This is a genomic window from Streptomyces blastmyceticus (genome assembly GCF_039521185.1).
In the GTDB taxonomy this organism is placed as follows: Bacteria; Actinomycetota; Actinomycetes; order Streptomycetales; family Streptomycetaceae; genus Streptomyces; species Streptomyces blastmyceticus.
Map to the genome: position 1 here is coordinate 298,568 of NZ_BAAABW010000001.1, position 23,347 is coordinate 321,914.

Consider the following 23,347-nt stretch of genomic DNA (forward strand, 5'->3'; position numbering starts at 1 on the left):
TCGGGCCAACCGCCGGGCCGGTCGCGTACTTGAGGCGCGCCGGCGCCGTCAGGCGGCGATCGCCGCCCCTGTGAACGTGCGCCAGAGCTCCGCGTAGCGGCCGTCCCTGGCGAGCAGTTCGTCGTGCGTGCCGTCCTCCGCCACGCGGCCGTCGGAGAGCACGATCACGCGGTCCGCGCGGGCCGCCGTGGTGAGGCGGTGGGCGACGACCAGGGTCGTGCGCGTGCCCGCCAGCCGGTCCGTGGCCTGGTTGACCAGGGCCTCGGTGGCCAGGTCCAGCGCGGCGGTCGCCTCGTCCAGGAGCAGGATGTCCGGGTCGACCAGCTCCGCGCGCGCCAGGGCGATCAACTGCCGCTGCCCGGCGGAGAGGTTGCGGCCGCGCTCGGTGACCCGGTGCAGATAGCCGTCCTCCAGCCCGGCGATCATCCCGTGCGCGCCCACGGCCCGCGCCGCGGCCTCGACCTCGGCGTCGGTGGCGTCGGGGCGGCCGTACGCGATGGAGTCGCGCACCGTGCCGGGGAAGAGATAGGGCTCCTGCGGGACGACGCCGAGCCGGTGCCGGTAGCCGGTGGGGTCCAGCTCGCGCAGGTCGCGGCCGTCCACGAGCACGGCGCCGGACGACGGGTCGTAGAACCGCGCCACCAGCTTGACCAGCGTGGACTTGCCCGCGCCCGTCTCGCCGACGAACGCCACGGTCTGCCCGGCGGGGATGGTGAGGTCGATGCCGGTCAGGGCCAGCTCCCCGGTGCCGTAGTGGAAGTCCACCCCGTCGAAGGCGATCTCGCCGCGCAGCTCCCGCACCTCGCGCGGCTCGGCGGCCACCGGGGTCGTGGTGGGCTCGCGCAGCAGGCCCTGCACCCGGCCGAGGGAGACCGTCGCCTGCTGGTAGCCGTCGAAGACCTGCGACAGCTGCTGCACAGGCGCGAAGAACAGGTCGATGTAGAGCAGGTACGCCACCAGCGCGCCCGCCGTCAGCGTGCCGTCGCCCACCCGGCCCGCGCCCACGATCAGCACCGCGGCCGCCGCGACGGACGACAGCAGCTGGACGAACGGGAAGTAGACCGAGATCAGCCACTGGCCGCGCACCCGCGCCCGGCGGTAGCCGTCGCTGCGCTCCGCGAACCGCCGGGCGCCGGTCGCCTCGCGGCGGAACGCCTGCACGATGCGCAGCCCGGCCACGCTCTCCTGGAGGTCGGCGTTGACGACGCCGACGCGCTCGCGGGCGAGCTCGTACGCCTTGACGCTCTGCCTGCGGAAGACCACCGTGCCGACGATCAGCAGCGGCAGGGTCGCGAAGACGACGAGGGCCAGCTGGACGTCGAGGACCAGCAGGGCGACGAGGATGCCGAAGAAGGTGAGGACGGAGACGACGGCGGTGATCAGGCCGGTCTGGAGGAAGGACGACAGGGCGTCCACGTCCGTCGTCATCCGGGTCATGATCTTGCCGGTGAGCTCGCGCTCGTAGTAGTCGAGCCCGAGCCGCTGGAGCTGGGCGAAGATCTTCACGCGCAGCGCGTAGAGCACGCGCTCGCCCGTGCGGCCGGTCAGCCGGGTCTCGGCGAACTGTGCGGCCCACTGCCCGGCCACGACCAGCAGCGCGAGCCCGGAGGCCGCCCAGACGGCGCCGAGGGCCAGCCGCTGGACGCCCTGGTCGATGCCGTGCCGGATCAGGATGGGCAGCAGCAGCCCGGCGCCGGCGTCCACGGCCACCAGCAGCAGGGCCAGCGCGAGCGGCGCCCCGAAGCCCCGCAGGAGCTGCCGCAGGCCGTACGACTCCTCCGGCCGCGCGGCGCGCTCCTCGTCGACGTCGGGGGTGTCGGTCGCGGGCGGCAGCGCGGCGACCTTGGCGAGCAGTTCGGGTGTGGCAGGCATCCCTGCGATGTCGGCGGTCCCGTCGGTGTCCTTGCGGACCCAGAGGGACGGGGTGACGCCGTCGACGACGGTCCGCTTGGACGCGGTGCGGGGGGCGGGCAGCGCGTCGGCCAGGCCGGTGGCCGACGCCTCCCCGCCGAAGGCTCCCGCGAGGGCGAGGGGCGCGGCGCCGAGGACCGGGGCGTCGGGGCCCGGGGCCAGGCCCGCGGGGTCCTTCGTCACGCCCGCCAGCTCCTCCGGGTCGGTGAGCAGTCTGCGGTACAGCTCGCAGCGGCTCTCCAGCTCCTCCGCCGTGCCGATGTCGGCGAGCCGGCCGCCGTCGAGGACGGCGATGCGGTCGGCGAGCGCCAGGGTGGACGCGCGGTGGGCGATGAGGAGGGTCGTGCGGCCCGCCATGACCCCGCGCAGGGCCTCGTGGATCTCGTGCTCCACGCGCGCGTCGACCGCGGAGGTCGCGTCGTCCAGGAGCAGCAGGCGGGGGTCGGTGAGGATGGCGCGGGCGAGCGCCACGCGCTGGCGCTGGCCGCCGGAGAGGGTCAGGCCCTGTTCGCCGACCTCGGTGGCGTAGCCGTCGGGCAGTTCGGATATGAAGCCGTCGGCCTGTGCGGCGCGCGCCGCGGCCCGTATCTCCTCGTCGGTGGCGTCCGGGTGCCCGTAGGCGATGTTGTCGCGGATCGGGGCGGAGAAGAGGAAGCTGTCCTCCGGCACCAGCCCGATGGCCGCCCGCAGCGAGGGCAGCGTCAGGTCGCGCACGTCGTGGCCGCCGACCCGTACCGCGCCGCCGGTGACGTCGTAGAAGCGCGGCAGGAGCAGCGAGACGGTGGACTTGCCGCTGCCGGAGGTGCCGACGACGGCGACGGTCTCGCCGGGTTCGATGCGCAGGGAGAAGTCGTCCAGGACGGGCCGCTCCGGGTCGTAGCCGAAGGTGACGCCGTCGAACTCGACGGTGGCGGGCGCGTCCTCGGGCAGCGCGTGGGCGCCGGGGCGCTCCTCGAGCACCGGCTCGGTGTCGATGAGCTCGAAGACGCGCTCCACTCCGGCGCGGGCCTGCTGGCCGACGGTCAGCATCATGGTGAGCATCCGTACGGGCCCGACGAGCTGCGACAGGTAGGTCGAGAAGGCCACGAACGTGCCGAGGGTGATCTGCCCGCGCGTGGCCATCCAGCCGCCGACGGCCAGCATCGCGACCTGGCCGAGGGCCGGTACGGCCTGGAGGGCCGGGGTGTAGCGGGAGTTGAGCCGCACGGTGCGCAGCCGCCCGGCGAACAGCCGGCGGCTGACCTCGCGCAGCTTCCCGGCCTCCTGCGCCTCCTGGCCGAAGCCCTTGACGACGCGTACGCCCGTGACCGCGCCGTCCACGACGCCCGCGACCGCCGCGGCCTGGCCCTGGGCGTACCAGGTGGCCGGGAAGAGCTTGGTGCGGCTGCGCTTCGCCAGGAACCACAGCGCCGGTGCGACGGCGAGGGCGATGACCGTGAGCAGCGGCGACAGGAAGACCATGACGGCCAGCGAGATCACGAACAGCAGGATGTTGCCGATCATCATCGGCAGCATGAAGAGGAGGCTCTGCACCAGCTGGAGGTCGCTGGTGCCGCGGCCGACGACCTGGCCGGTGGAGAGCTCGTCCTGCCGCCTGCCGTCGAGCCGGGCTATCGACGCGTACATCTCGGTCCGCAGGTCGTGCTGGACGTCGAGGGCGAGGCGCCCGCCGTAGTAGCGGCGGAGGTAGGTGAGGCCGTAGACGACGACCGCGGCGACGATCAGGAGCGTCGCCCAGGGGGCCAGCGGGCGGTCCTGCGCGCCTATGACGTCGTCGATGATCAGCTTGGGTATGAGGGGGACGAGCGCCATGACGGCCATGCCGGCGAGGGAGGACCCGAGCGCGAGCAGCACGGTGCGGCGGTAGCGCCAGCAGTGACCTGCGAGGCGCCGGGCCCATCCTTGACCGCTTGTATCCGTCGTTCCCACCCGAGACCTCCCGTTGTCCCCACGTTTCTCGTCCGGAGGGCCCAACGCGCTGGACTGCGGATTTCATCCCGCTGCAACAATTTGGGGGCGCGCGCAGGGCGCAGCGCGCTCCCCGGGCGCAGCCCCGGTTACGGCAGCCGGACCGTCAAGGCGTACAGCCGAGTGACCTGCACGGGGTTCTGGTTGTCGTCGCTCACCAGCAGGAGGCGCAGACGGCCGCCCGGCGCGCGCCCCAGCACCGCCGTCCCCTCGATGTTGTCCAGCAGCGGATTCCGCTGCGGCTGCTTCGCCGTCGCGCCCAGCGAAGGGCACGCCCCGATGTCCGCGACCAGCGTCTTGCGCACCGGCCGCACGCCCGTGCCCGGCAGCGCCGGGACGTCGCTCACGTCGCTCGCGCCCCGGAGGTCCGCGACGTACAGCCGCACCGTGTTGCCGACTCCCGGCGTGAAGCCGCGCTCCAGGACGAGCAGGCGGCCGTCGCCCGTGGCGGTGGCCTCGGAGACGCCGAGGCCCGCGTCGACGGGGTAGGCGTACTGCCGGGCGAGGCGGAAGTCCCCCGCGCCGTGCCGCTGCCAGCTCTGGAAGCGTACGAGCGGGTGTCCGGCGGCGTCCGGCCCGTCACCGGTGAGCGGGCCCTCCATGGACGCTATGAGGGTGCGGCCGCCGGGCTGCAGGGCGAGGCCCTCGAAGGTGAGGTTGGGGCGGGCGCGCCCGGCGGGGGCGACCCGCAGCGCGTCGGGGACGGGCAGCCTGCCGAGGAGCTTGCCGGAGGCGTCGTAGCGGCGGACCGACGGCTCGGTCTCGGAAGTGATCAGACGGGTGCCGTCGCGGTCGACGACGAGCGCCTCGGAGTCGAGCTCGGCGCCCTTCTCGTCGGCGAGCGGCACGACCCGTACGGGCTTGGCCGTGGGCCCCTTCCGTACGTCCAGGGAGAACAGCTGCGACCGGTCGGAGAGGGCGGCGACCGTGCCGTCCCGGTCGACCGCGAGCGCCGAGAGGTTGCCCACGAACGCGCCCTGGAACGTGGTCTTGTCGAGACCGTCGGAGAAGCCGTCGATCCGGGCGTACGGCGAGCAGGCGCGCGACGGGCCGTGCGCCTGGGCCGGGCCGGTGGCGGTCAGACAGGTGGCCGCCGCCAGTGCGGCGGTGGCGGCGGCGAGCGCGGGTCGGATACGCACGGGCGGGGCCTCCTGGGGATCGGCGGTCTTCGACTGCTGCCGACGGTAGAGGCCCTCGCTCCGGGCGGGAACGATGTTGCCGGAACTGGCGGTGAACGTCCGGTTCACATACCGGGGACGAGCTGGAGCAGCAGGTCGATGGCCTTGATCCCGGCGAACGGCGCGACGAGCCCGCCCAGTCCGTACACGCGCAGGTTGCGGCGCAGCAGCGCGTGCGCGGTGGAGGGGACGTAGCGGACGCCGCGCAGGGCGAGGGGGATCAGGGCGACGATGACGAGGGCGTTGAAGATGATCGCCGAGGCGATGGCCGAGGTGGAGCTGTGCAGGCCCATGACGTTGAGCTTCTCCAGGCCCTCGTAGCCGGTGACCCCGCTGAACATCGCGGGGACGATCGCGAAGTACTTCGCGACGTCGTTGCAGATCGAGAACGTGGTGAGCGCCCCGCGGGTGATGAGCAGCTGCTTGCCCACCTCGACGATGTCGATGAGCTTGGTGGGGCTGGAGTCCAGGTCGACCATGTTCCCGGCCTCCTTGGCGGCGGAGGTGCCGGTGTTCATGGCGACGCCGACGTCCGCCTGGGCGAGGGCCGGGGCGTCGTTGGTGCCGTCGCCGGTCATGGCGACGAGGTTGCCGCCCGCCTGTTCCTCCCGGATGCGGGCCAGCTTCTGCTCGGGGGTGGCCTCGGCGATGAACTCGTCGACGCCGGCCTCGGCGGCGATCGCCTTGGCGGTCAGCGGGTTGTCGCCGGTGACCATGACGGTCTTGATGCCCATGCTGCGCAGGGCGGCGAAGCGCTCGGCGATGCCGGGCTTGACGATGTCCTTGAGGTGGATCGCGCCCAGGACGCGGGCGCCGTCGCGGTCCTCGACGGCCACCAGCAGCGGGGTGCCGCCGCCGGCCGCGATGGAGTCGACGATCCAGCGGGCGTCGGTGGGCACGCTGCCGCCGCGCGCGGCGACCCACTGCACCACGGCGTTGCCCGCGCCCTTGCGGATGCGGCAGATCTCGTCCCCCCAGGCGAAGTCGACGCCGCTCATGCGCGTCTGCGCGGAGAACGGCACGAAGTACGCGTGCGCCAGCTCGCCCTCGTCGCGCTCCCGGATCCCGTACCGCTTGGCGAGGACGACGACGGAGCGGCCCTCGGGCGTCTCGTCGGCCAGCGAGGAGAGCTGGGCGGCGTCGGCCAGGAGGTCGTGCGGGACGCCCTGGACGGGGACGAAGGCGGCCGCCTCCCGGTTGCCGAGGGTGATGGTGCCGGTCTTGTCCAGGAGCAGGGTGTTGACGTCGCCCGCTGCCTCGACGGCACGCCCCGACAGGGCGAGGACGTTGCGCTGGACGAGCCGGTCCATCCCGGCGATGCCGATCGCGGAGAGCAGCGCGCCGATGGTGGTGGGGATCAGGGTCACCAGCAGGGCGACCAGCACGGTGATCGTCTGCGGGGCGCCCGCCCAGTCGGCCATGGGCTGGAGCGAGACCACGGCCAGGATGAAGATCACGGTGAGCGAGGCGAGCAGGATGTTGAGCGCCAGCTCGTTGGGGGTCTTCTGCCGGCTGGTGCCCTCGACCAGGGCGATCATGCGGTCGAGGAAGGTGTGGCCGGGGCGGGAGGTGATCCGTACGACGATGCGGTCGGAGAGCACCTTCGTGCCGCCCGTGACGCCCGACCGGTCGCCGCCGGACTCCCGGATCACCGGCGCGGACTCCCCCGTGATCGCCGACTCGTCCACGGCGGCGACCCCTTCGACGACCTCGCCGTCGCCCGGCACGGTCCCGCCCGCCTCGACGACCACGACGTCGTGCGGCCGCAGCTCGGCGGCGGGCACCTGCCGCTCCTCCCAGTCGCGCCGGTCCATGCCCACCCGCCAGGTCTGCAGCCGCCGGGCGACGATGGTGGAGCGCGTGCGGCGCAGGGTCTCCGCCTGCGCCTTGCCGCGGCCTTCGGCGACGGCCTCGGCGAGGTTGGCGAAGATGACGGTGAGCCAGAGCCAGCCGCTGATCAGCCAGGTGAAGACGGACGGGTCCAGCACGGCGGAGAGCGTGGTGAGCACCGAGCCGACCTCGACCACGAACATCACGGGGTTCCTGACCATCACCCGCGGATGCAGCTTCCGCACGGCGTCCGGGAGGGACGCGAGCAGCTGCTTGGGGTCGATGGCACCGCCTGCCACGGCCCTGTGCCGTTGCCTGGCGGCGGGGGGCGGGGTGGTGTCCTGCTCGGGGACCAGGTGCAGCATCAGGGGCCTTTGGGTGAGGTGAATGATCACCTCACCCAATCGGCCGGGCGGGGGGCGCGCGGATGTCCTGACGAACCCTTGTCGCCTGCCGGCGGGGGTCTGACGGGGCCTTTACGCGCTTTCCGCCGGGTGAGGCCGGGGCGTAGGCCCCCCGGGGGTCAGCCTCGCGCTGCCGCGATCTGGCGGGACATGATCGTCGTCAGCTCGTACGCCGTGTGCGACGCCGCCACCGACGTGATCTCCGCGTGGTCGTACGCCGGGGCCACCTCGACCAGGTCCGCCGAGACCAGGTTGCAGGAGGACAGGCCGCGGATGATCTCCAGCAGCTCGCGGGAGGTCAGGCCGCCCGCCTCCGGCGTGCCCGTGCCCGGGGCGTGGGCCGGGTCCAGGACGTCGATGTCGATCGAGATGTACAGCGGGCGGTCGCCGACGCGCTGGCGGAGCTGGTCGGCGATCTCGTCGACGCCGCGCCGCATGACGTCGGCGGACGTGACGATGCCGAAGCCCATCTTCTCGTCGTCGGTGAGGTCCTTCTTGCCGTACAGCGGGCCGCGCGTGCCGACGTGGGACAGCGCGGACGTGTCGAGGATGCCCTCCTCGACGGCCCGGCGGAACGGCGTGCCGTGCGTGTACTCCGCGCCGAAGTACGTGTCCCAGGTGTCCAGGTGCGCGTCGAAGTGCAGCAGCGCCACCGGGCCGTGCTTCTTGGCGACCGAGCGCAGCAGCGGCAGCGCGATGGTGTGGTCGCCGCCCAGGGTCATCATCCGGGCGCCGGTGCCGAGCAGGTCGTCGGCCGCGGCCTCGATGGTCTCCACGGCCTCGTTGATGTTGAACGGGTTCGCGGCGATGTCACCGGCGTCGGCGACCTGCGCGAGCGCGAAGGGGGAGGCGTCCTGCGCCGGGTTGTACGGGCGCAGGAGGCGCGAGGCCTCGCGGATGGCGTTGCCGCCGAAGCGGGCACCCGGCCGGTAGGAGACGCCCGAGTCGAAGGGCACGCCGACGACGGCGACGTCCGCGGTGCCGACCTCGTCCAGGCGCGGCAGGCGGGCGAAGGTCGCCGGGCCCGCGTAGCGCGGGATCCGGGAGGAGTCGACGGGGCCGCGCGGTTCACGGGGGGCGGGGGTGGTGCTCATTCTGGAGCCTCTCGAATCACGGACGCGTTACGGTCGAATCAACGTCGGGGCGGCGGCTGTGGACGTACCCGAGGGTAGGCAGGGCGGCGGATTCCGCACATGTACGTACTGAAGGGGTCCGGCCCCGCCATATGGACATCGCGTCCATCGAAAAATCGTCGGGGGAGAGAATGAGCCGCATGCCGATACCGAGCCGTGCCGCATTGATCGACCACCTCGTCCGTACGCGCATCGCGGGCGCCGTGGCGACCCCGCGCGAGAACAACCTCGACCACTACCGCAAGCTCGCGTCCGGCGACCGGCGCCACTGGCTGGGCCTGGAGCTGGGCGACCGCTGGACGGACGAGCAGGACGTGCTGGCCGTGATGGCGGAGCGCTGCGGCGTCAGCGACGACCTCGCCCACCGCTCCGGCCAGGACACGATCGACCCGGAGCTCACGGTCGACGCCCTGGAGCGCATGGCGACGGTGCTGCGCAAGGCAGCCGAGGGGCGGCAGCGGGTGCTCCTCGCGACCGGGCACCCGGGCGGGCTGCTGGACGTGCACCACACGACGGCGAAGGCGCTGCGCGCGGCGGGCTGCGAGATCGTCCGCATCCCCGGCGGGCTGCGGGCCGACGACGGTGTGGTCTGCCAGTTCGCGGACGTCGCGGTGTTCGAGGGCGGGGCGACGCTGTGGCACACGCACTCCCCCGCGCCGATGGCCACCATCCTCGACGCCCTCGCACGGGAGGGGAGCCCGCTGCCCGACCTGGTCGTCGCCGACCACGGCTGGGCGGGCTGCGCGGCGCAGCGCGGCATCGAGACGGTGGGCTACGCGGACAGCAACGACCCGGCGCTCTTCCTGGCGGAGGCGGAGGGGGTGCTGCGGGTGGCCGTGCCGCTGGACGACCATGTGGTGGATCCGCGGTTCTACGAGCCGGTGACGGCGTACTTGCTGGCGGCGGCGGGCCTGTAGGGGGCGGGGTGCGCAAATTCAGCCCGTCCGGCGTTTGAGGACGCGCCCGCTGGGGGCACCTCCCAGCGGTAGCTGGGGGAGCTCCCGCCGCAGGCGGCAACGGACCCGCAGCCGGGGGTCTGGGGCACGAGCCCCAGTTCGGGAAGGGGCGGGGCTGGGGAACAAAACCGAGGTCAGCCCCGCGGGACTCGCACCAGGCCCTCCTGGATCACCGATACCGCCAGCGCGCCGCTCTCCGTGAAGATGCGGCCCCGGGCCAGCGCCCGCCCGCCGGAAGCGGAAGGGCTCTCCTGGTCGTACAGCAGCCACTCGTCCGCACGGAACGGCCGGTGGAACCACATCGCGTGGTCCAGGCTCGCCCCGACGACGTCGCCGACGGCCCAGCCGCCACGGCCGTGTGCGAGCAGCACGGAGTCCAGGAGGGTCATGTCGGAGACATAGGTGGCCAGGCAGATGTGCAGCAGCGGATCGTCCGCCAGTTTGCCGTTCGTCCGGAACCAAACCTGCGACTTTGCCTCGCGGGGCTCCCCCACCTTGGCGAACGGCGGCTCGTCCGCGTAGCGCAGGTCGACCGCCGCGCGGGCGTCGAGCAGCCGGTCCAGCAGCTGCGGGTCGGCGAAGCGGTGCGCGTGGCGGGGGAGCATCTCGGCCGCGGTGGGCAGGGAGAGCGGGTCCGGCGCGGCCGGCATGGGCTCCTGGTGCTCCAGTCCCTCCTCGTGCGTCTGGAAGGACGCGGAGAGGTGGAAGATCGGCCGGCCGTGCTGGACGGCGACGACCCGGCGGGTGGTGAAGGACCGGCCGTCGCGGATGCGGTCCACGGTGTAGACGATGGGCACCTCGGGGTCGCCGGGGCGCAGGAAGTAGGAGTGCAGGGAGTGCGGGAGCCGGTCCTCGGGGACCGTGCGCCCGGCGGCCACCAGGGCCTGTGCGGCGACCTGGCCGCCGAAGACGCGCGGCACCAGCGAAGGGCGGCTGGTGCCGCGGAAGATGTCCCGCTCGATCTGCTCGGGGTCGAGCACGGTGAGCAGGTCGTCCAGGGGCGTAAGGGGCTCGTTCATCGGCGTCTGGGTCCTGCCGGCCGCTACAGGCCCATGGACTTGGCGATGATGGAGCGCATGACCTCGCTCGTACCGCCGTAGATCCGGCTGACGCGGGTGTCCGCGTACAGGCGGGCGATGGGGTACTCCATCATGTAGCCGTAGCCGCCGTGCAGTTGGAGGCACTTGTCGATGACGACGGCGGCGCGCTCGGTGGTGAAGAGCTTCGCGGAGGCGGCGTCGGCGGCGGTCAGCTCGCCCGCGTCGTGGGCCTCCAGGGCGCGGTCCACGACCGCCTCCATGGCGTCGACCTCGGACTTGCAGTCGGCGAGCACGAACTTGGTGTTCTGGAACGCCGCGACGGACTGCCCGAAGACCGTGCGGTCCTTCACGTACGCCTTGGCGAACTCGACGGCCGCGGCGGACTGGGCGTACGCGCCGACGGCGATGTAGAGCCGCTCCTGCGGGAGGTTGTGGCCGAGGTAGCCGAACGCCTTGCCCTCCTCGCCGAGGAGGTCCTCGACGGGCACCTTGACGTCGCTGAAGGAGAGTTCGGCGGTGTCGGAGGCGTGCAGGCCGAGCTTCTCCAGTTTGCGGCCGACCGCGTAGCCCTCGGAGGAGGTGTCGACGACGAGGATGGAGATGCCCGAGCGCCGGTCCTCGGGGGTGGGCGGCGCGGTGCGGGCGCAGACGAGCACGCGGTCGGCGAGCACACCGCCGGTGATGAAGGTCTTCGCGCCGTTGAGGACGTAGTGCGTGCCGTCCTCGGAGAGCTTCGCGGTGGTCTTCATGCCGGCCAGGTCGGAGCCGGTGCCCGGCTCGGTCATGGCGATGGCGGTCATCATGTCGCCGGAGACGAAGGACGGCAGCCAGCGCCGCTTCTGCTCCTCGGTGGCGTACTTCAGGAGGTAGGGCAGGCACAGCGCGGTGTGCACGCTGCTGCCGCCGAAGCTGACGCCCGCGCGGGCGCACTCCTCGGCGACGACGGCGTGGAACTTGAAGCTGTGCTCACCGGCACCGCCGTACTCCTCGGGCACCTCGATGCCGAAGACGCCCAGCTCGCCGAGCTTCTTGTAGAACTCGCGCGGCGCGGCACCGGCTTCGCGCCACTGCTCGTAGAACGGCACGACCTCCGCGGCGACGAAGTCGCGGATGGTCTCCCGGAACGCCTCGTGGTCCTCGCCGTACACAGTCCGCCGCATGGCCATCCCCCCGTATGCGTATCAACCCAGTGTGCGTATCGACTAAGCGCTTGCTCAGGGCGAAAGTTACCCGGCGGTCACCGGGACTGTCCAGAGGCCGCGTGCCCGTCCTCGCGGGCCGGCGGGCCGTCCGAGAGGGCCGCGAGCGCGCCCAGCGCCAGGCGGCGCAGGAGGGCCGCGGTGGCCGTGCGGCCGGGGAGCGCGCCGGGGCGGCCGAGGTGGGGCGTGGAGTTGAGCAGGCCGAAGACGGCGTGCACGGCGGCGCGCGCCTCGGCCTCCACGGCGTCCGGGTGCAGGGTGCGGACGACGTCGACCCACAGCTCCACATACTGCCGCTGGAGGGAGCGCACCTGCTTGCGGTCGCTGTCGCGCAGCTGGCCCAGCTCGCGGTCGTGGAGCGTGATCAGCGCGCGGTCGTCGAGGGCGAAGTCGATGTGGCCGTCGATGAGCGAGTCCAGCACGGCGGCCGGTCCGCCGCCCGCCGCCACGGCCTCGGCGACCCGCTTGCGGCCGCCCGCGAAGAGCCGCTCGCTGATGCCGACCAGCAGCTCGGCGAGCATCGCGTCCTTGCCCGCGAAGTGACGGTAGAGGCCGGGCCCGCTGATGCCGACGGCCGCCCCTATCTCGTCGACGCCGACCCCGTGGAAGCCGCGCTCGGCGAAGAGGCGGGCGGCCTCCTCCAGGATCTGCGCACGGCGGTTGGGGGCGGCTGACGTGCGGGTGGCTGCGTTGTTCACAAATCGATTCTAGACAGCGGCGTTAGTGGTCGTTAACCTGAAGGCAATGTGTTAACGCTCATTAACCGAGCAAGGGAGCTCGAGTACATGCAGCAGGCACCGGTGCTGGGAAGCGCCGCGGATCCCGCGTCCGACTCCTGGCGGACCAATGAGGCGGCGCACCGCGAGCTGTCCGCGGGGCTGCGGGAGCGGCTCGCCGCGGCGCGGCTGGGCGGCGGCGAGAAGGCGCGGGCGCGGCACACCGCCCGCGGCAAGCTGCTGCCGCGCGACCGGGTCGACGCCCTGCTGGACCCGGGGTCGCCGTTCCTGGAGCTCGCACCGCTGGCGGCCGAGGGGATGTACGGCGGGGCCGCCCCGGCGGCGGGCGTGATCGCGGGGATCGGCCGGGTGTCCGGGCGCGAGGCGGTGATCGTCGCCAACGACGCCACCGTCAAGGGCGGCACGTATTACCCGATGACGGTGAAGAAGCACCTGCGCGCGCAGGAGATCGCCCTGGAGAACCGGCTCCCGTGCCTGTATCTCGTGGACTCCGGCGGCGCGTTCCTGCCCATGCAGGACGAGGTCTTCCCCGACCGCGACCACTTCGGCCGGATCTTCTACAACCAGGCGCGGATGTCCGGCGCGGGCATCCCGCAGATCGCCGCGGTCCTGGGCTCCTGCACGGCCGGTGGCGCGTACGTGCCCGCGATGAGCGACGAGGCGGTCATCGTGCGCGGCCAGGGCACGATCTTCCTGGGCGGCCCGCCGCTGGTGAAGGCCGCCACCGGCGAGGTCGTCACCGCGGAGGAGCTGGGCGGCGGCGAGGTCCACTCCAGGGTCTCCGGCGTCACCGACCACCTCGCCGAGGACGACGCGCACGCCCTGCGGATCGTGCGAACGATCGTCTCCACCCTGCCGGAGCGCGGTGCGCTGCCCTGGCCGGTGGAGCCGGTCGAGGAGCCCAAGGCCGACCCGGCCGGGCTGTACGGGGCGGTCCCGGTGGACTCCCGCACGCCCTATGACGTGCGCGAGGTCATCGCGCGCGTGGTGGACGGCTCGCGGTTCGCGGAGTTCAAGGCCGAGTTCGGGCAGACGCTGGTGACCGGCTTCGCCCGGATCCACGGCCACCCGGTGGGCATCGTCGCCAACAACGGCATCCTCTTCTCCGAATCCGCCCAGAAGGGCGCCCACTTCATCGAGCTGTGCGACCAGCGCGGCATCCCCCTGGTCTTCCTGCAGAACATCTCGGGCTTCATGGTCGGCCGGCAGTACGAGGCGGGCGGCATCGCCAAGCACGGCGCGAAGATGGTGACGGCGGTCGCCTGCACGCGTGTCCCCAAGCTGACGGTCGTCATCGGCGGTTCGTACGGCGCGGGCAACTACTCGATGTGCGGGCGCGCCTATTCGCCGCGCTTCCTGTGGATGTGGCCCAACGCCAAGATCTCCGTGATGGGCGGCGAGCAGGCCGCGTCCGTCCTCGCGACCGTCAAGCGCGACCAGCTGGAGGCGCGCGGCGAGGAGTGGCCGGCGGCGGCCGAGGAGGAGTTCAAGGCCCCGATCCGCGAGCAGTACGACACCCAGGGGAACGCCTATTACGCGACGGCCCGGCTGTGGGACGACGGCGTCATCGACCCGCTGGAGACCCGTCAGGTGCTGGGCCTGGCGCTGACGGCCTGTGCCAACGCCCCGCTGGGTGAGCCCGGCTACGGCGTCTTCCGGATGTGAGGCGGAGCATGTTCGACACTGTCCTTGTCGCCAACCGAGGCGAGATCGCCGTACGGGTCATCCGTACGCTGCGCGCGCTCGGCATCCGCTCCGTCGCCGTGTTCAGCGACGCGGACGCCGACGCCCGGCACGTACGGGAGGCCGACACGGCCGTGCGGATCGGCCCGGCGGCCGCCGCCGAGAGCTATCTGTCCGTCGAGCGGCTGCTGGAGGCGGCCCGCAGGACCGGCGCGCAGGCCGTCCACCCCGGCTACGGCTTCCTCGCCGAGAACGCGGGCTTCGCCCGGGCGTGCGCGGACGCGGGCCTGGTCTTCATCGGCCCGCCCGCCGACGCGATCTCGCTCATGGGCGACAAGATCCGCGCGAAGGAGACGGTCCTGGCGGCGGGCGTGCCCGTCGTCCCCGGCTCCTCCGGGAGCGGGCTGAGCGACGCCGAACTGACCGCCGCGGCCCGCGAGATCGGCATGCCCGTCCTGCTGAAGCCCTCCGCGGGCGGCGGCGGCAAGGGCATGCGGCTCGTCCGCGACGAGGCGCTGCTGGGCGAGGAGATCGCCGCCGCCCGGCGCGAGGCGCGCGGCTCCTTCGGCGACGACACGCTGCTCGTCGAGCGCTGGGTGGACCGCCCCCGGCACATCGAGATCCAGGTGCTCGCCGACGCCCACGGCAACGTCATCCACCTGGGAGAGCGCGAGTGCTCCCTCCAGCGCCGCCACCAGAAAATCGTCGAGGAGGCGCCGTCCCCGCTGCTGGACGCGGCCACGCGCGCGGCGATGGGCGAGGCCGCGGTGCAGGCCGCGCGCTCGTGCGGCTACACGGGCGCGGGCACGGTCGAGTTCATCGTGCCGGGCGACGACCCCGCCTCGTACTACTTCATGGAGATGAACACCCGCCTCCAGGTCGAGCACCCCGTCACCGAGCTGATCACCGGGCTCGACCTGGTCGAGTGGCAGGTGCGGGTCGCCGCGGGCGAGCGGCTGGGGCTCGCCCAGGAGGACGTGACCCTGACCGGGCACGCGGTCGAGGCCCGCATCTGCGCGGAGACCGCACGGGTCGGCGGCGACCGCGTCGACTTCCTGCCGTCGGCGGGCACGGTGCGGCTGCTGCGCGAGCCCGCGGGCGAAGGCGTGCGCGTCGACTCGGGCCTCTCCGAGGGCACGGAGGTCGGCACCTCGTACGACCCGATGCTCGCCAAGGTCATCGCGTACGGCCCGGACCGGGCCACGGCACTGCGCCGCCTTCGCGCGGCGCTGGCGGAGACGGTGGTGCTGGGCGTCGACACCAACGCGGGCTTCCTGCGGCGGCTGCTGGCGCACCCGGCGGTGGTGTCGGGGGCGCTCGACACGGGGCTGGTGGACCGGGCGTCGGCGGAGCTCGTGGCGTCGTCCGTCCCGGACGAGGTGTACGTGGCGGGTGGGTTGCTGCGGCAGCAGGGGTTGTTCCCCAGCCCCGCCCCTTCCCGGACCCCCGCGTGGGTGGACCCCTTCTCCGTACCCACCGGCTGGCGCCTCGGCGGCGAGCCTGCCTGGACACCGCACCACGTCCGCGTGGCAGGCCACGACCCGGTGACGCTCCGGGTGCGCGACACCGGAACAGCCACCGAGATCGCCCTGGACAGCGCAGAGCTGCCATCCGTGGTCCCGGCCGGCCCGGCCTCGCCCGGCGGCGCGGAGCTGCCGTCCACTCGGGGGTCCGGGGGCTTGCCCCCGGTTTCGGGAAGGGGCGGGACTGGGGAAAAATCCCCCGTACGCGCCCGGCTCGTCACCGTCGACGCCCGCCACATCACCGTCGAAACAGACGGCCTCACCCACCGCTTCACCCACACCCCCTCCCCGGAGGGGACCTGGCTGGGGCGCGACGGCGACACCTGGCTCGTGCGGGAGCACGACCCCATAGACGCGCGCGGCAGCGCGAGCACCACCGGGGCCGACACCCTCACCGCGCCCATGCCCGGCACCGTCACCGTCGTGAAGGCGGCCGTCGGGGACGAGGTGACCGCGGGGCAGAGCCTGCTCGTCGTGGAGGCGATGAAGATGGAGCACGTCATCTCCGCCCCGCACGACGGCACCGTCACCGAGCTGGACGTCACGGCCGGTGCCACGGTCGCCATGGACCAGGTCCTGGCCGTCGTCGCCCCCCGGGAGGAATCATGATCGAGGGACTGCCCATGGCCGTGCCGGAGCCCGGCCTCCCGGCGCGCGTGCGGATCCACGAGGTGGGCCCGCGCGACGGTCTGCAGAACGAGAAGACGGTCGTGCCGGTCGAGGTGAAGGCGGAGTTCATCCACCGCCTCGCCGCCGCCGGGCTCGGCACCGTGGAGGCGACGAGCTTCGTGCGCCCCGAGTGGGTGCCCCAGCTGGCCGACGCCGAGCAGCTGGTGCCGATGCTCGACGGGGTGGCGGCCCGCCTCCCCGTCCTGGTGCCCAACGCGCGCGGCCTGGACCGCGCCCTCGCGCTGGGCATAAAGGAGATCGCCGTCTTCGGCAGCGCGACCGAGTCGTTCGCGAAGGCCAATCTCAACCGCACGGTGGACGAGTCCCTGGAGATGTTCGCCCCGGTCGTGGCCACGGCCCGCGAGGCGGGCGTGCGGGTGCGCGGCTATCTGTCCATGTGCTTCGGCGACCCCTGGGAAGGGGCCGTGCCCGTCGAACAGGTGGTGCGGGTCGGCCGCCGCCTGCTGGACCTCGGCTGTGACGAGCTGAGCCTCGGGGACACGATCGGCGTGGCGACGCCGGGCCACGTCACCGCACTGCTGACCGCGCTCAACGGCGCCGGGCTGCCGACCGACCGGCTCGCCGTGCACTTCCACGACACGTACGGCCAGGCCCTCGCGAACACCCTCGCGGCGCTCCGGCACGGCGTGACCACGGTCGACGCCTCCGCCGGCGGCCTCGGCGGCTGCCCGTACGCGAAGAGCGCGACGGGCAATCTCGCCACCGAGGATCTCGTCTGGATGCTCGACGGCCTCGGTATCGACACCGGGGTCGACCTCGGCCTGCTCACCGCCACCAGCGTGTGGATGGCCGACCGGCTGGGCCGCCCCAGCCCGTCCCGCACCGTCCGTGCCCTCTCCCACCAGGAGCCCTGAGCCATGTCGCTGGACCACCGCCTCACCCCCGAGCACGAGGAACTCCGCCGTACGGTCGAGGAGTTCGCACACGACGTGGTCGCGCCGAAGATCGGCGACTTCTACGAGCGCCACGAGTTCCCGTACGAGATCGTGCGGGAGATGGGCCGCATGGGCCTGTTCGGACTGCCGTTCCCCGAGGAGTACGGCGGGATGGGCGGTGACTATCTGGCGCTCGGCCTCGCGCTGGAGGAGCTGGCCCGGGTCGACTCCTCGGTGGCGATCACCCTGGAGGCCGGGGTGTCGCTGGGCGCGATGCCCGTCTTCCGCTTCGGCACCGAGGAGCAGAAGCGGGAGTGGCTGCCCAAGCTGTGTTCCGGCGAGATGCTGGGCGCGTTCGGGCTGACGGAGCCGGGCGCCGGCTCGGACGCGGGCGGCACCCGCACCACCGCGCGGCTGGACGAGGCCACGGACGAGTGGGTGATCAACGGCACCAAGTGCTTCATCACCAACTCCGGCACGGACATCACCGGCCTGGTCACCGTCACCGCCGTCACCGGCCGCAAGCCGGACGGCAAGCCGCTGATCTCCTCGATCATCGTGCCGTCCGGGACGCCCGGCTTCACGGTCGCGGCCCCGTACTCCAAGGTCGGCTGGAACGCCTCGGACACCCGGGAGCTGTCGTTCTCCGACGTCCGGGTGCCGAGGGCGAACCTGCTGGGCGAGGAAGGGCGCGGCTACGCCCAGTTCCTGCGGATACTGGACGAGGGGCGGGTCGCGATCTCGGCGCTGGCGACCGGCCTGGCGCAGGGCTGTGTGGACGAGTCGGTGAAGTACGCCAAGGAGCGCGAGGCGTTCGGCCGCCCGATCGGCGCGAACCAGGCGATCCAGTTCAAGATCGCCGATATGGAGATGCGGGCGCACACGGCCCGCGTCTCCTGGCGGGACGCCGCGTCCCGGCTGGTGCACGGCGAGCCGTTCAAGAAGGAGGCGGCGCTCGCGAAGCTGTACTCCTCGGAGATCGCGGTGACCAACGCGCGCGAGGCCACCCAGATCCACGGCGGCTACGGCTTCATGAACGAATACCCGGTGGCCCGCATGTGGCGCGACTCCAAGATCCTTGAGATCGGCGAGGGCACCAGCGAGGTCCAGCGGATGCTGATCGCCCGCGAACTCGGCCTCTGATCCGTCCGCTGACGGTCGGTCAGCCCTGCGAGAATCGTGCGCATGGCTGAGATCTTCCAGAAGGACGGCACGTGGACCTTCGACGGCGCCACGATACGGATCGTGCCGGGCCGGGAGCGTGGAGTGCACCTGGCCCGGCAGACCCTGGGTGAACTGGCCGTCCCGCTGACGGCGGTGGCCGGGGTCTCCTTCGAGCCGGGCCGCAAGGGCGGACGGCTCCGGCTGCGGCTGCGCGACGGGGCGGACCCGCTGCTCCAGGCCGTGCGCGGGCAGCTGCCGGAAGGCGCGGACCCGTACCAGCTGGCCGTCGAGCCGGGCCAGACGGGCGCCGCGGAGTACTTCGCGGACGAGGTCCGCAACGCCCTCGTCCTGGAGCAGGTGCCGGACGGGCCCACGGACCGCTATCTGCTGCCCGGCCCGGCCGTGCCGCTGTCGGTGACCGCGGGGGACGGCACCGTGACCTTCGACGGCGAGCGGATCGGCCTGGAGTGGAACTGGAAGACCGACGAGGACAAGCGGTCGGCCGGCCCGCGGTCGCTGGCGCTGTCCGAGATCGCCGCGGCGGAGTGGCAGCCGGGCAGGGGGCTGGAGAACGGCTACCTGCGCTTCCTTCTGCCGGGCGAGACGACCAAGAGGCCGCCCAAGACCGACCCGCACGCGATCCAGCTGTACGGCTTCAAGAAGGACCTGCTGATGGCGCTGGTCGCGGCGGCGGTCACCTACCGGCTGCCGCACCCGTCCGCCCCGCGCCCCGCCCTCACCAAGGAGGCGGCGCGGCCGGAGTCCGATCACGACGAGCTGCTGCGCCGGCTGCGCGAACTGGGCGAGCTGCACCGGCTGGGTGTGCTGACCGAGGAGGAGTTCTCGGCGGCGAAGCAGGCCGTGCTGAAGCGCTTCTGATCCCACTGGACCACCCCTTGGTCCAGACCTCTGCCCGTTTTACCCACCCTTTCCCTTCACCCCTGCCCGATATCGGGCAGGATTCTTGCCAAAGGTCGCGGCACCCCGCAGTATCGACGGGTGCTCGAACGCCGTACCCACCATGACGACCTGGTCGACCACCTGGTGCGCAGCACGCCGCTACAGCGCGGCGAGGCCGCCCGGGTGGTCCTGGACGTCCTGGCGTACTTCGACGAGACGACCGAGGCGTTCGTGCGCCGCCGCCACCGCGAGCTCCAGTCCGGCGGACTGCGCAACGCGGAGATCTTCGAGCGGATCGCGGCAGAGCTGCCGCACCGCGCGGTGGCACCGCCCGAACTCTCGCTGCGGCAGCTGCGCCGCATCGTCTACGGCTGAACACGACGGCTGCTGCCGTCGTCGAGCATCACTGATCGTTTGCCTGGGAGGGTCAACACATGTGCGGAATCGTCGGATATATCGGTAAGCGCGATGTCGCCCCGCTGCTGCTGGAGGGCCTGCAGCGCCTGGAGTACCGCGGTTACGACTCCGCCGGCATCGCCCTGCACGCGAGCGGCAAGGCGGGCGGCCTGAAGACCGCCAAGGCCAAGGGCCGCGTCCGCGAGCTGGAGTCGCGCCTGCCCAAGCGCTTCGCGGGCTCCACGGGCATCGCCCACACCCGCTGGGCCACCCACGGCGCGCCCAACGACGTCAACGCCCACCCGCACGTGGACGCCGAGGAGAAGGTCGCCGTCGTCCACAACGGCATCATCGACAACGCCTCGGACCTGCGCACCCGGCTGACCGCCGACGGCGTCGTCTTCCTCTCCGACACCGACACCGAGGTCCTCGCGCACCTCATCGCCCGCTCCCAGGCGGAGACGCTGGAGGAGAAGGTCCGCGAAGCGCTGCGGCACATCGAGGGCACGTACGGCATCGCCGTGCTGCACGCCGACTTCCCGGACCGCATCGTCGTCGCCCGCAACGGCTCGCCGGTCGTGCTGGGCATAGGCGAGAAGGAGATGTTCGTCTCCTCCGACGTCGCCGCCCTGGTCAGCCACACCCGCCAGGTCGTCACCCTCGACGACGGCGAGATGGCCACCCTGAAGGCCGACGACTACCGCACGTACACCACCGAGGGCTCCTCCACCTCGGCGCAGCCGACCACCGTGGAGTGGGAGGCCGAGTCGTACGACATGGGCGGCCACGACACGTACATGCACAAGGAGATCCACGAGCAGGCCGACGCCGTGGACCGCGCGCTGCGCGGCCGCATCGACGACCGCTTCTCCACCGTGCACCTGGGCGGCCTCAACCTCGACGCCCGCGACGCGCGCGCCGTGCGCCGGGTGAAGATCCTCGGCTGCGGCACCTCCTACCACGCGGGCCAGATCGGCGCCCAGATGATCGAGGAGCTCGCGCGGATCCCCTCCGACGCCGAGCCCGCCTCGGAGTTCCGCTACCGCAACCCGGTCGTGGACCCCGACACCCTCTACATCGCGGTGTCCCAGTCCGGTGAGACCTACGACGTCCTCGCGGCCGTCCAGGAGCTCAAGCGCAAGGGCGCCCGGGTGCTGGGCCTGGTGAACGTGGTCGGCTCGGCGATCGCCCGCGAGACCGACGGCGGCATCTACGTCCACGCCGGCCCCGAGGTCTGCGTCGTCTCCACCAAGTGCTTCACCAACATGGTGGTCTCCTTCGGCCTGCTCGCCCTGCACCTGGGCCGCATCCGCGACCTGTCCGTCGCCGACGGCAAGCGGATCATCGAGGGCCTGCGCAAGCTGCCCGCGCAGATCTCCGAGATCCTGGCGAACGAGGCGGAGATCGAGAAGCTGGCCGGGGAGTACGCGGACGCCAAGTCGATGATGTTCATCGGCCGGGTGCGCGGCTACCCGGTCGCCCGTGAGGCCTCGCTGAAGCTCAAGGAGGTCTCGTACATCCACGCCGAGGCCTACCCCGCCTCCGAGCTCAAGCACGGCCCGCTGGCCCTGATCGAGCCCGCGATGCCGACCGTGGCGATCGTGCCGGACGACGAGCTGCTGGAGAAGAACCGCGCCGCGCTGGAGGAGATCAAGGCCCGCAGCGGCCGCATCCTCGCCGTCGCGCACCAGGTGCAGGAGAAGGCCGACCACACGATCGTGGTGCCGAAGAACGAGGACGAGCTGGACCCGATCCTCATGGGCATCCCGCTCCAGCTGCTCGCCTACTACACGGCGAAGGCCATGGGCCGTGACATCGACAAGCCGCGCAACCTGGCGAAGTCCGTCACCGTCGAGTAGTACCCCGGGGCCTCGCGCCCCTTGAGCTCGGTCCTGTCGCACCTGTCCTGCGGCGGGTCCGGGACAGCCCTCCTCGCGCGTGCCACCCGGCGCGCGGGGAGGGCTGCCTCCCCTTGCCGGCGGCACTCTCCCGCCGGCGGTGATGCCGCCGGTTCCGGGAACCGTCACCTCCCGTCCGGCAGCACGTCACGCTCCGGTTCCTACCCGCCGGCGAGCCGCTCCCCACCCCCTACGCGCGGGTAGATTCAACAGCCGTCAACGCGCGGTCCGGGATCATCGCCCCTATGGGCGACGGAAGTTGACGTGGACCCGGCGGAGCCGGGCCGTCATGGAATGACGACCACCGGACGCTGCGCGCGCCGCGCCAGCCGCCCCGCGACCGAGCCGAAGATCCGGCCGACCAGACCGTGGGTGGAGCCGACGACGATCGCGTCCGCCGCGTACTCCCGGCCGACCTCCTCCAGTTCGTGGCAGATGTCGCCACCGCGCTCGACGAGGATCCACGGCACCTCGGACAGGTGGTCCGCACAGGCGAGTTCGAGGCCCAGGACCTCCGTGCGGTGATCCGGGACGTCCACGAAGACCGGCGGCTCACAGCCCGCCCACACGGTCGTCGGCAGCCGGTTGGCCACATGGACGATGATCAGGCCCGAGCCGGAGCGCCGGGCCATCCCGATTGCATACGCAAGCGCTCGCTCGCTGGACGTGGAACCGTCGAAGCCCACCACGACGCCGTGCTGGAACGCAGGATCGCAGGAATGGCGTGATTCTTCCGCCGCTTCGGGGTGCGCCGCGTGATCGGCGACCCGCTTGCGGTCCGCGGGTTCGGGGAATTCGTGACCGGCCATCGGTGTCTCGGCGAAGGATGTCCTCGTGCGGAGGGATCAGCGGTGGACTGGTTGCAGTTGTCAGAGGAGGAGCGAGCGCGAGCGCCGGAAAAGACGCAGCCCGGAGCGTCCCGCAGGATCATGGACGAAAAATCCGTCCGGGATTCATCTTTTCAAGCACTTACCTTCCAGGGTACGGCGACACCCGCCGCGTGCCCAGAGGCCGCCCGACGGGACGGCCCCCTCGGCACGGAACGGCGGCGCCGTCCCCTGCCCCGGGGACACAGGGACGCCGGGCGTTCCCCGGAGCATGCACGAGGGCGGCGCGCAGCGCAATGCCCTCGCCGCAACGCGGCCGTACTCCTGATGCGCGCGGCGCAGTGACCCCGGCGCCCGGCCCGGCGTTGTACCACCGTCAGCCGCCGCCAGCAGGGAGCCGCTCCGTGCCCGGAACCCGTGATCACGCCCGCGCCGACGACCCCGGGGCGGACTCCCCCGATCCGGTGAGCGATGTGGTCCGCTGGGCGGCCTTCAGCTGTGTGCTGGTCCCCGTGGTCCTGCTGATGTGCGGTCAGTCCTTCGGTGGCGCCGCCGGCACCGCGGCCGGGCTGGTGGCCCTCACCTGCGTCTGCCGCGCACTGCTGCGCCGGTCCGAACGCACCGCCGCCCGCGTCCCGTCGGGGCCGCGCACAGGCACGCCCGCACCGGAATCGTCAATTCCGCATCGTGGCCGCCACGGCCGCACGGGCGTCGGAAACCATCGGGGCAACCGCCATCCGGGCACGCCCGCGCAGAGCGGCGCCCAGGCCTCTCCCCGTACCGATACGCCGGGTAGTACGCCCGGTGAATGACGCCTTCGTACATATGCACCCGGTGCTTTTCAGCCAACTTCAGGCCGAACCCCTCACCTTGGCCTGAGCAGCCCCCAACAGCCGGTCGACCAGCAAGGAAAGGACCGCCGAGGGCGGTTGCACCCTACGGGGATTGGGCATGGGCGAGAGGCGTACTTTTCACCGAGCCCTGCAAGTGCAACGCTTCGTGATCGAACGCTTCGCGCCAAGTTGTCATGTCGAC

General features: G+C 72.4%; 17 protein-coding genes. 9 read left to right on the forward strand and 8 right to left on the reverse strand.

The genetic code is table 11. The features are described from left to right. Positions 1–48: 48 nt before the first annotated feature. From ABD269_RS01325 to speB, 4 genes are all read right to left on the reverse strand, one after another. Entirely contained in the window at positions 49–3,840 is a 3,792-nt protein-coding gene (locus ABD269_RS01325; RefSeq protein ID WP_344115156.1) for an ABC transporter ATP-binding protein, read from the reverse strand. 128 nt (positions 3,841–3,968) lie between these two features. Beyond that, positions 3,969–5,018: an esterase-like activity of phytase family protein gene (locus tag ABD269_RS01330; protein WP_344115158.1), complete on the reverse strand. Its 1,050-nt coding sequence runs from the start codon at positions 5,016–5,018 to the stop codon at positions 3,969–3,971. A 104-nt stretch (positions 5,019–5,122) separates the two neighbouring features. After that, positions 5,123–7,252: a potassium-transporting ATPase subunit KdpB gene (gene kdpB, locus ABD269_RS01335; RefSeq protein WP_344115160.1), complete on the reverse strand. Its 2,130-nt coding sequence runs from the start codon at positions 7,250–7,252 to the stop codon at positions 5,123–5,125. Between the two features lie 158 nt (positions 7,253–7,410). Then, complete coding sequence (gene speB, locus ABD269_RS01340) at positions 7,411–8,385, reverse strand: agmatinase (protein WP_301887286.1); 975 nt, start codon at positions 8,383–8,385, stop codon at positions 7,411–7,413. A gap of 179 nt (positions 8,386–8,564) precedes the next feature. On the opposite strand from speB, the gene ABD269_RS01345 reads away from it, so the two are divergent. Continuing rightward, a complete protein-coding gene (locus ABD269_RS01345) occupies positions 8,565–9,341 on the forward strand; it encodes a phosphatase (protein ID WP_301887285.1) in 777 nt (258 codons plus the stop codon). A 173-nt stretch (positions 9,342–9,514) separates the two neighbouring features. On the opposite strand, the gene tesB is transcribed toward ABD269_RS01345, so the two are convergent. From tesB to ABD269_RS01360, 3 genes are all read right to left on the reverse strand, one after another. Then, positions 9,515–10,399 (reverse strand): acyl-CoA thioesterase II, encoded by an 885-nt coding sequence (tesB, locus tag ABD269_RS01350; protein ID WP_301887284.1) that lies wholly within the window; start codon positions 10,397–10,399, stop codon positions 9,515–9,517. A gap of 23 nt (positions 10,400–10,422) precedes the next feature. Then, positions 10,423–11,580: an acyl-CoA dehydrogenase family protein gene (locus ABD269_RS01355; protein ID WP_344115165.1), complete on the reverse strand. Its 1,158-nt coding sequence runs from the start codon at positions 11,578–11,580 to the stop codon at positions 10,423–10,425. Positions 11,581–11,657: 77 nt separating this feature from the next. Beyond that, positions 11,658–12,317, reverse strand: coding sequence for an SACE_7040 family transcriptional regulator (locus ABD269_RS01360; protein ID WP_344115167.1), 660 nt, complete (start codon positions 12,315–12,317; stop codon positions 11,658–11,660). Between the two features lie 87 nt (positions 12,318–12,404). On the opposite strand from ABD269_RS01360, the gene ABD269_RS01365 reads away from it, so the two are divergent. The 7 genes from ABD269_RS01365 to glmS all read left to right on the forward strand — a co-directional run bounded on the left by ABD269_RS01365 (position 12,405) and on the right by glmS (position 21,446). Next, positions 12,405–14,021, forward strand: coding sequence for a carboxyl transferase domain-containing protein (locus ABD269_RS01365; RefSeq protein WP_344115169.1), 1,617 nt, complete (start codon positions 12,405–12,407; stop codon positions 14,019–14,021). An 8-nt stretch (positions 14,022–14,029) separates the two neighbouring features. Further along, positions 14,030–16,171 (forward strand): acetyl/propionyl/methylcrotonyl-CoA carboxylase subunit alpha, encoded by a 2,142-nt coding sequence (locus ABD269_RS01370; protein WP_344115171.1) that lies wholly within the window; start codon positions 14,030–14,032, stop codon positions 16,169–16,171. Then, positions 16,168–17,106 carry a hydroxymethylglutaryl-CoA lyase gene (locus tag ABD269_RS01375; RefSeq protein WP_344115173.1) on the forward strand — a complete coding sequence of 313 codons (939 nt, stop codon included), beginning with the start codon at positions 16,168–16,170 and terminating at the stop codon, positions 17,104–17,106. Before ABD269_RS01370 ends, ABD269_RS01375 begins: the two co-directional genes overlap by 4 nt. Before the next feature lie 9 nt (positions 17,107–17,115). Beyond that, positions 17,116–18,270, forward strand: coding sequence for an acyl-CoA dehydrogenase family protein (locus ABD269_RS01380; protein ID WP_301894474.1), 1,155 nt, complete (start codon positions 17,116–17,118; stop codon positions 18,268–18,270). Between the two features lie 42 nt (positions 18,271–18,312). Next, positions 18,313–19,170: a DUF4429 domain-containing protein gene (locus ABD269_RS01385; protein WP_344115175.1), complete on the forward strand. Its 858-nt coding sequence runs from the start codon at positions 18,313–18,315 to the stop codon at positions 19,168–19,170. A gap of 120 nt (positions 19,171–19,290) precedes the next feature. Next, positions 19,291–19,566 (forward strand): hypothetical protein, encoded by a 276-nt coding sequence (locus tag ABD269_RS01390; RefSeq protein ID WP_301887277.1) that lies wholly within the window; start codon positions 19,291–19,293, stop codon positions 19,564–19,566. A gap of 59 nt (positions 19,567–19,625) precedes the next feature. Next, the gene (glmS, locus tag ABD269_RS01395; protein ID WP_344115178.1) at positions 19,626–21,446 is read left to right on the forward strand and encodes a glutamine--fructose-6-phosphate transaminase (isomerizing); all 1,821 of its coding nucleotides are present in this window, start codon (positions 19,626–19,628) and stop codon (positions 21,444–21,446) included. A 326-nt stretch (positions 21,447–21,772) separates the two neighbouring features. Here the strand turns inward: glmS and ABD269_RS01400 are convergent, their stop codons facing one another. Continuing rightward, complete coding sequence (locus tag ABD269_RS01400; RefSeq protein WP_116211949.1) at positions 21,773–22,294, reverse strand: universal stress protein; 522 nt, start codon at positions 22,292–22,294, stop codon at positions 21,773–21,775. A gap of 422 nt (positions 22,295–22,716) precedes the next feature. Here ABD269_RS01400 and ABD269_RS01405 point away from each other — a divergent pair, with 422 nt between their 5' ends. Beyond that, entirely contained in the window at positions 22,717–23,124 is a 408-nt protein-coding gene (locus tag ABD269_RS01405; protein WP_301887275.1) for a hypothetical protein, read from the forward strand. Positions 23,125–23,347: the final 223 nt, after the last annotated feature.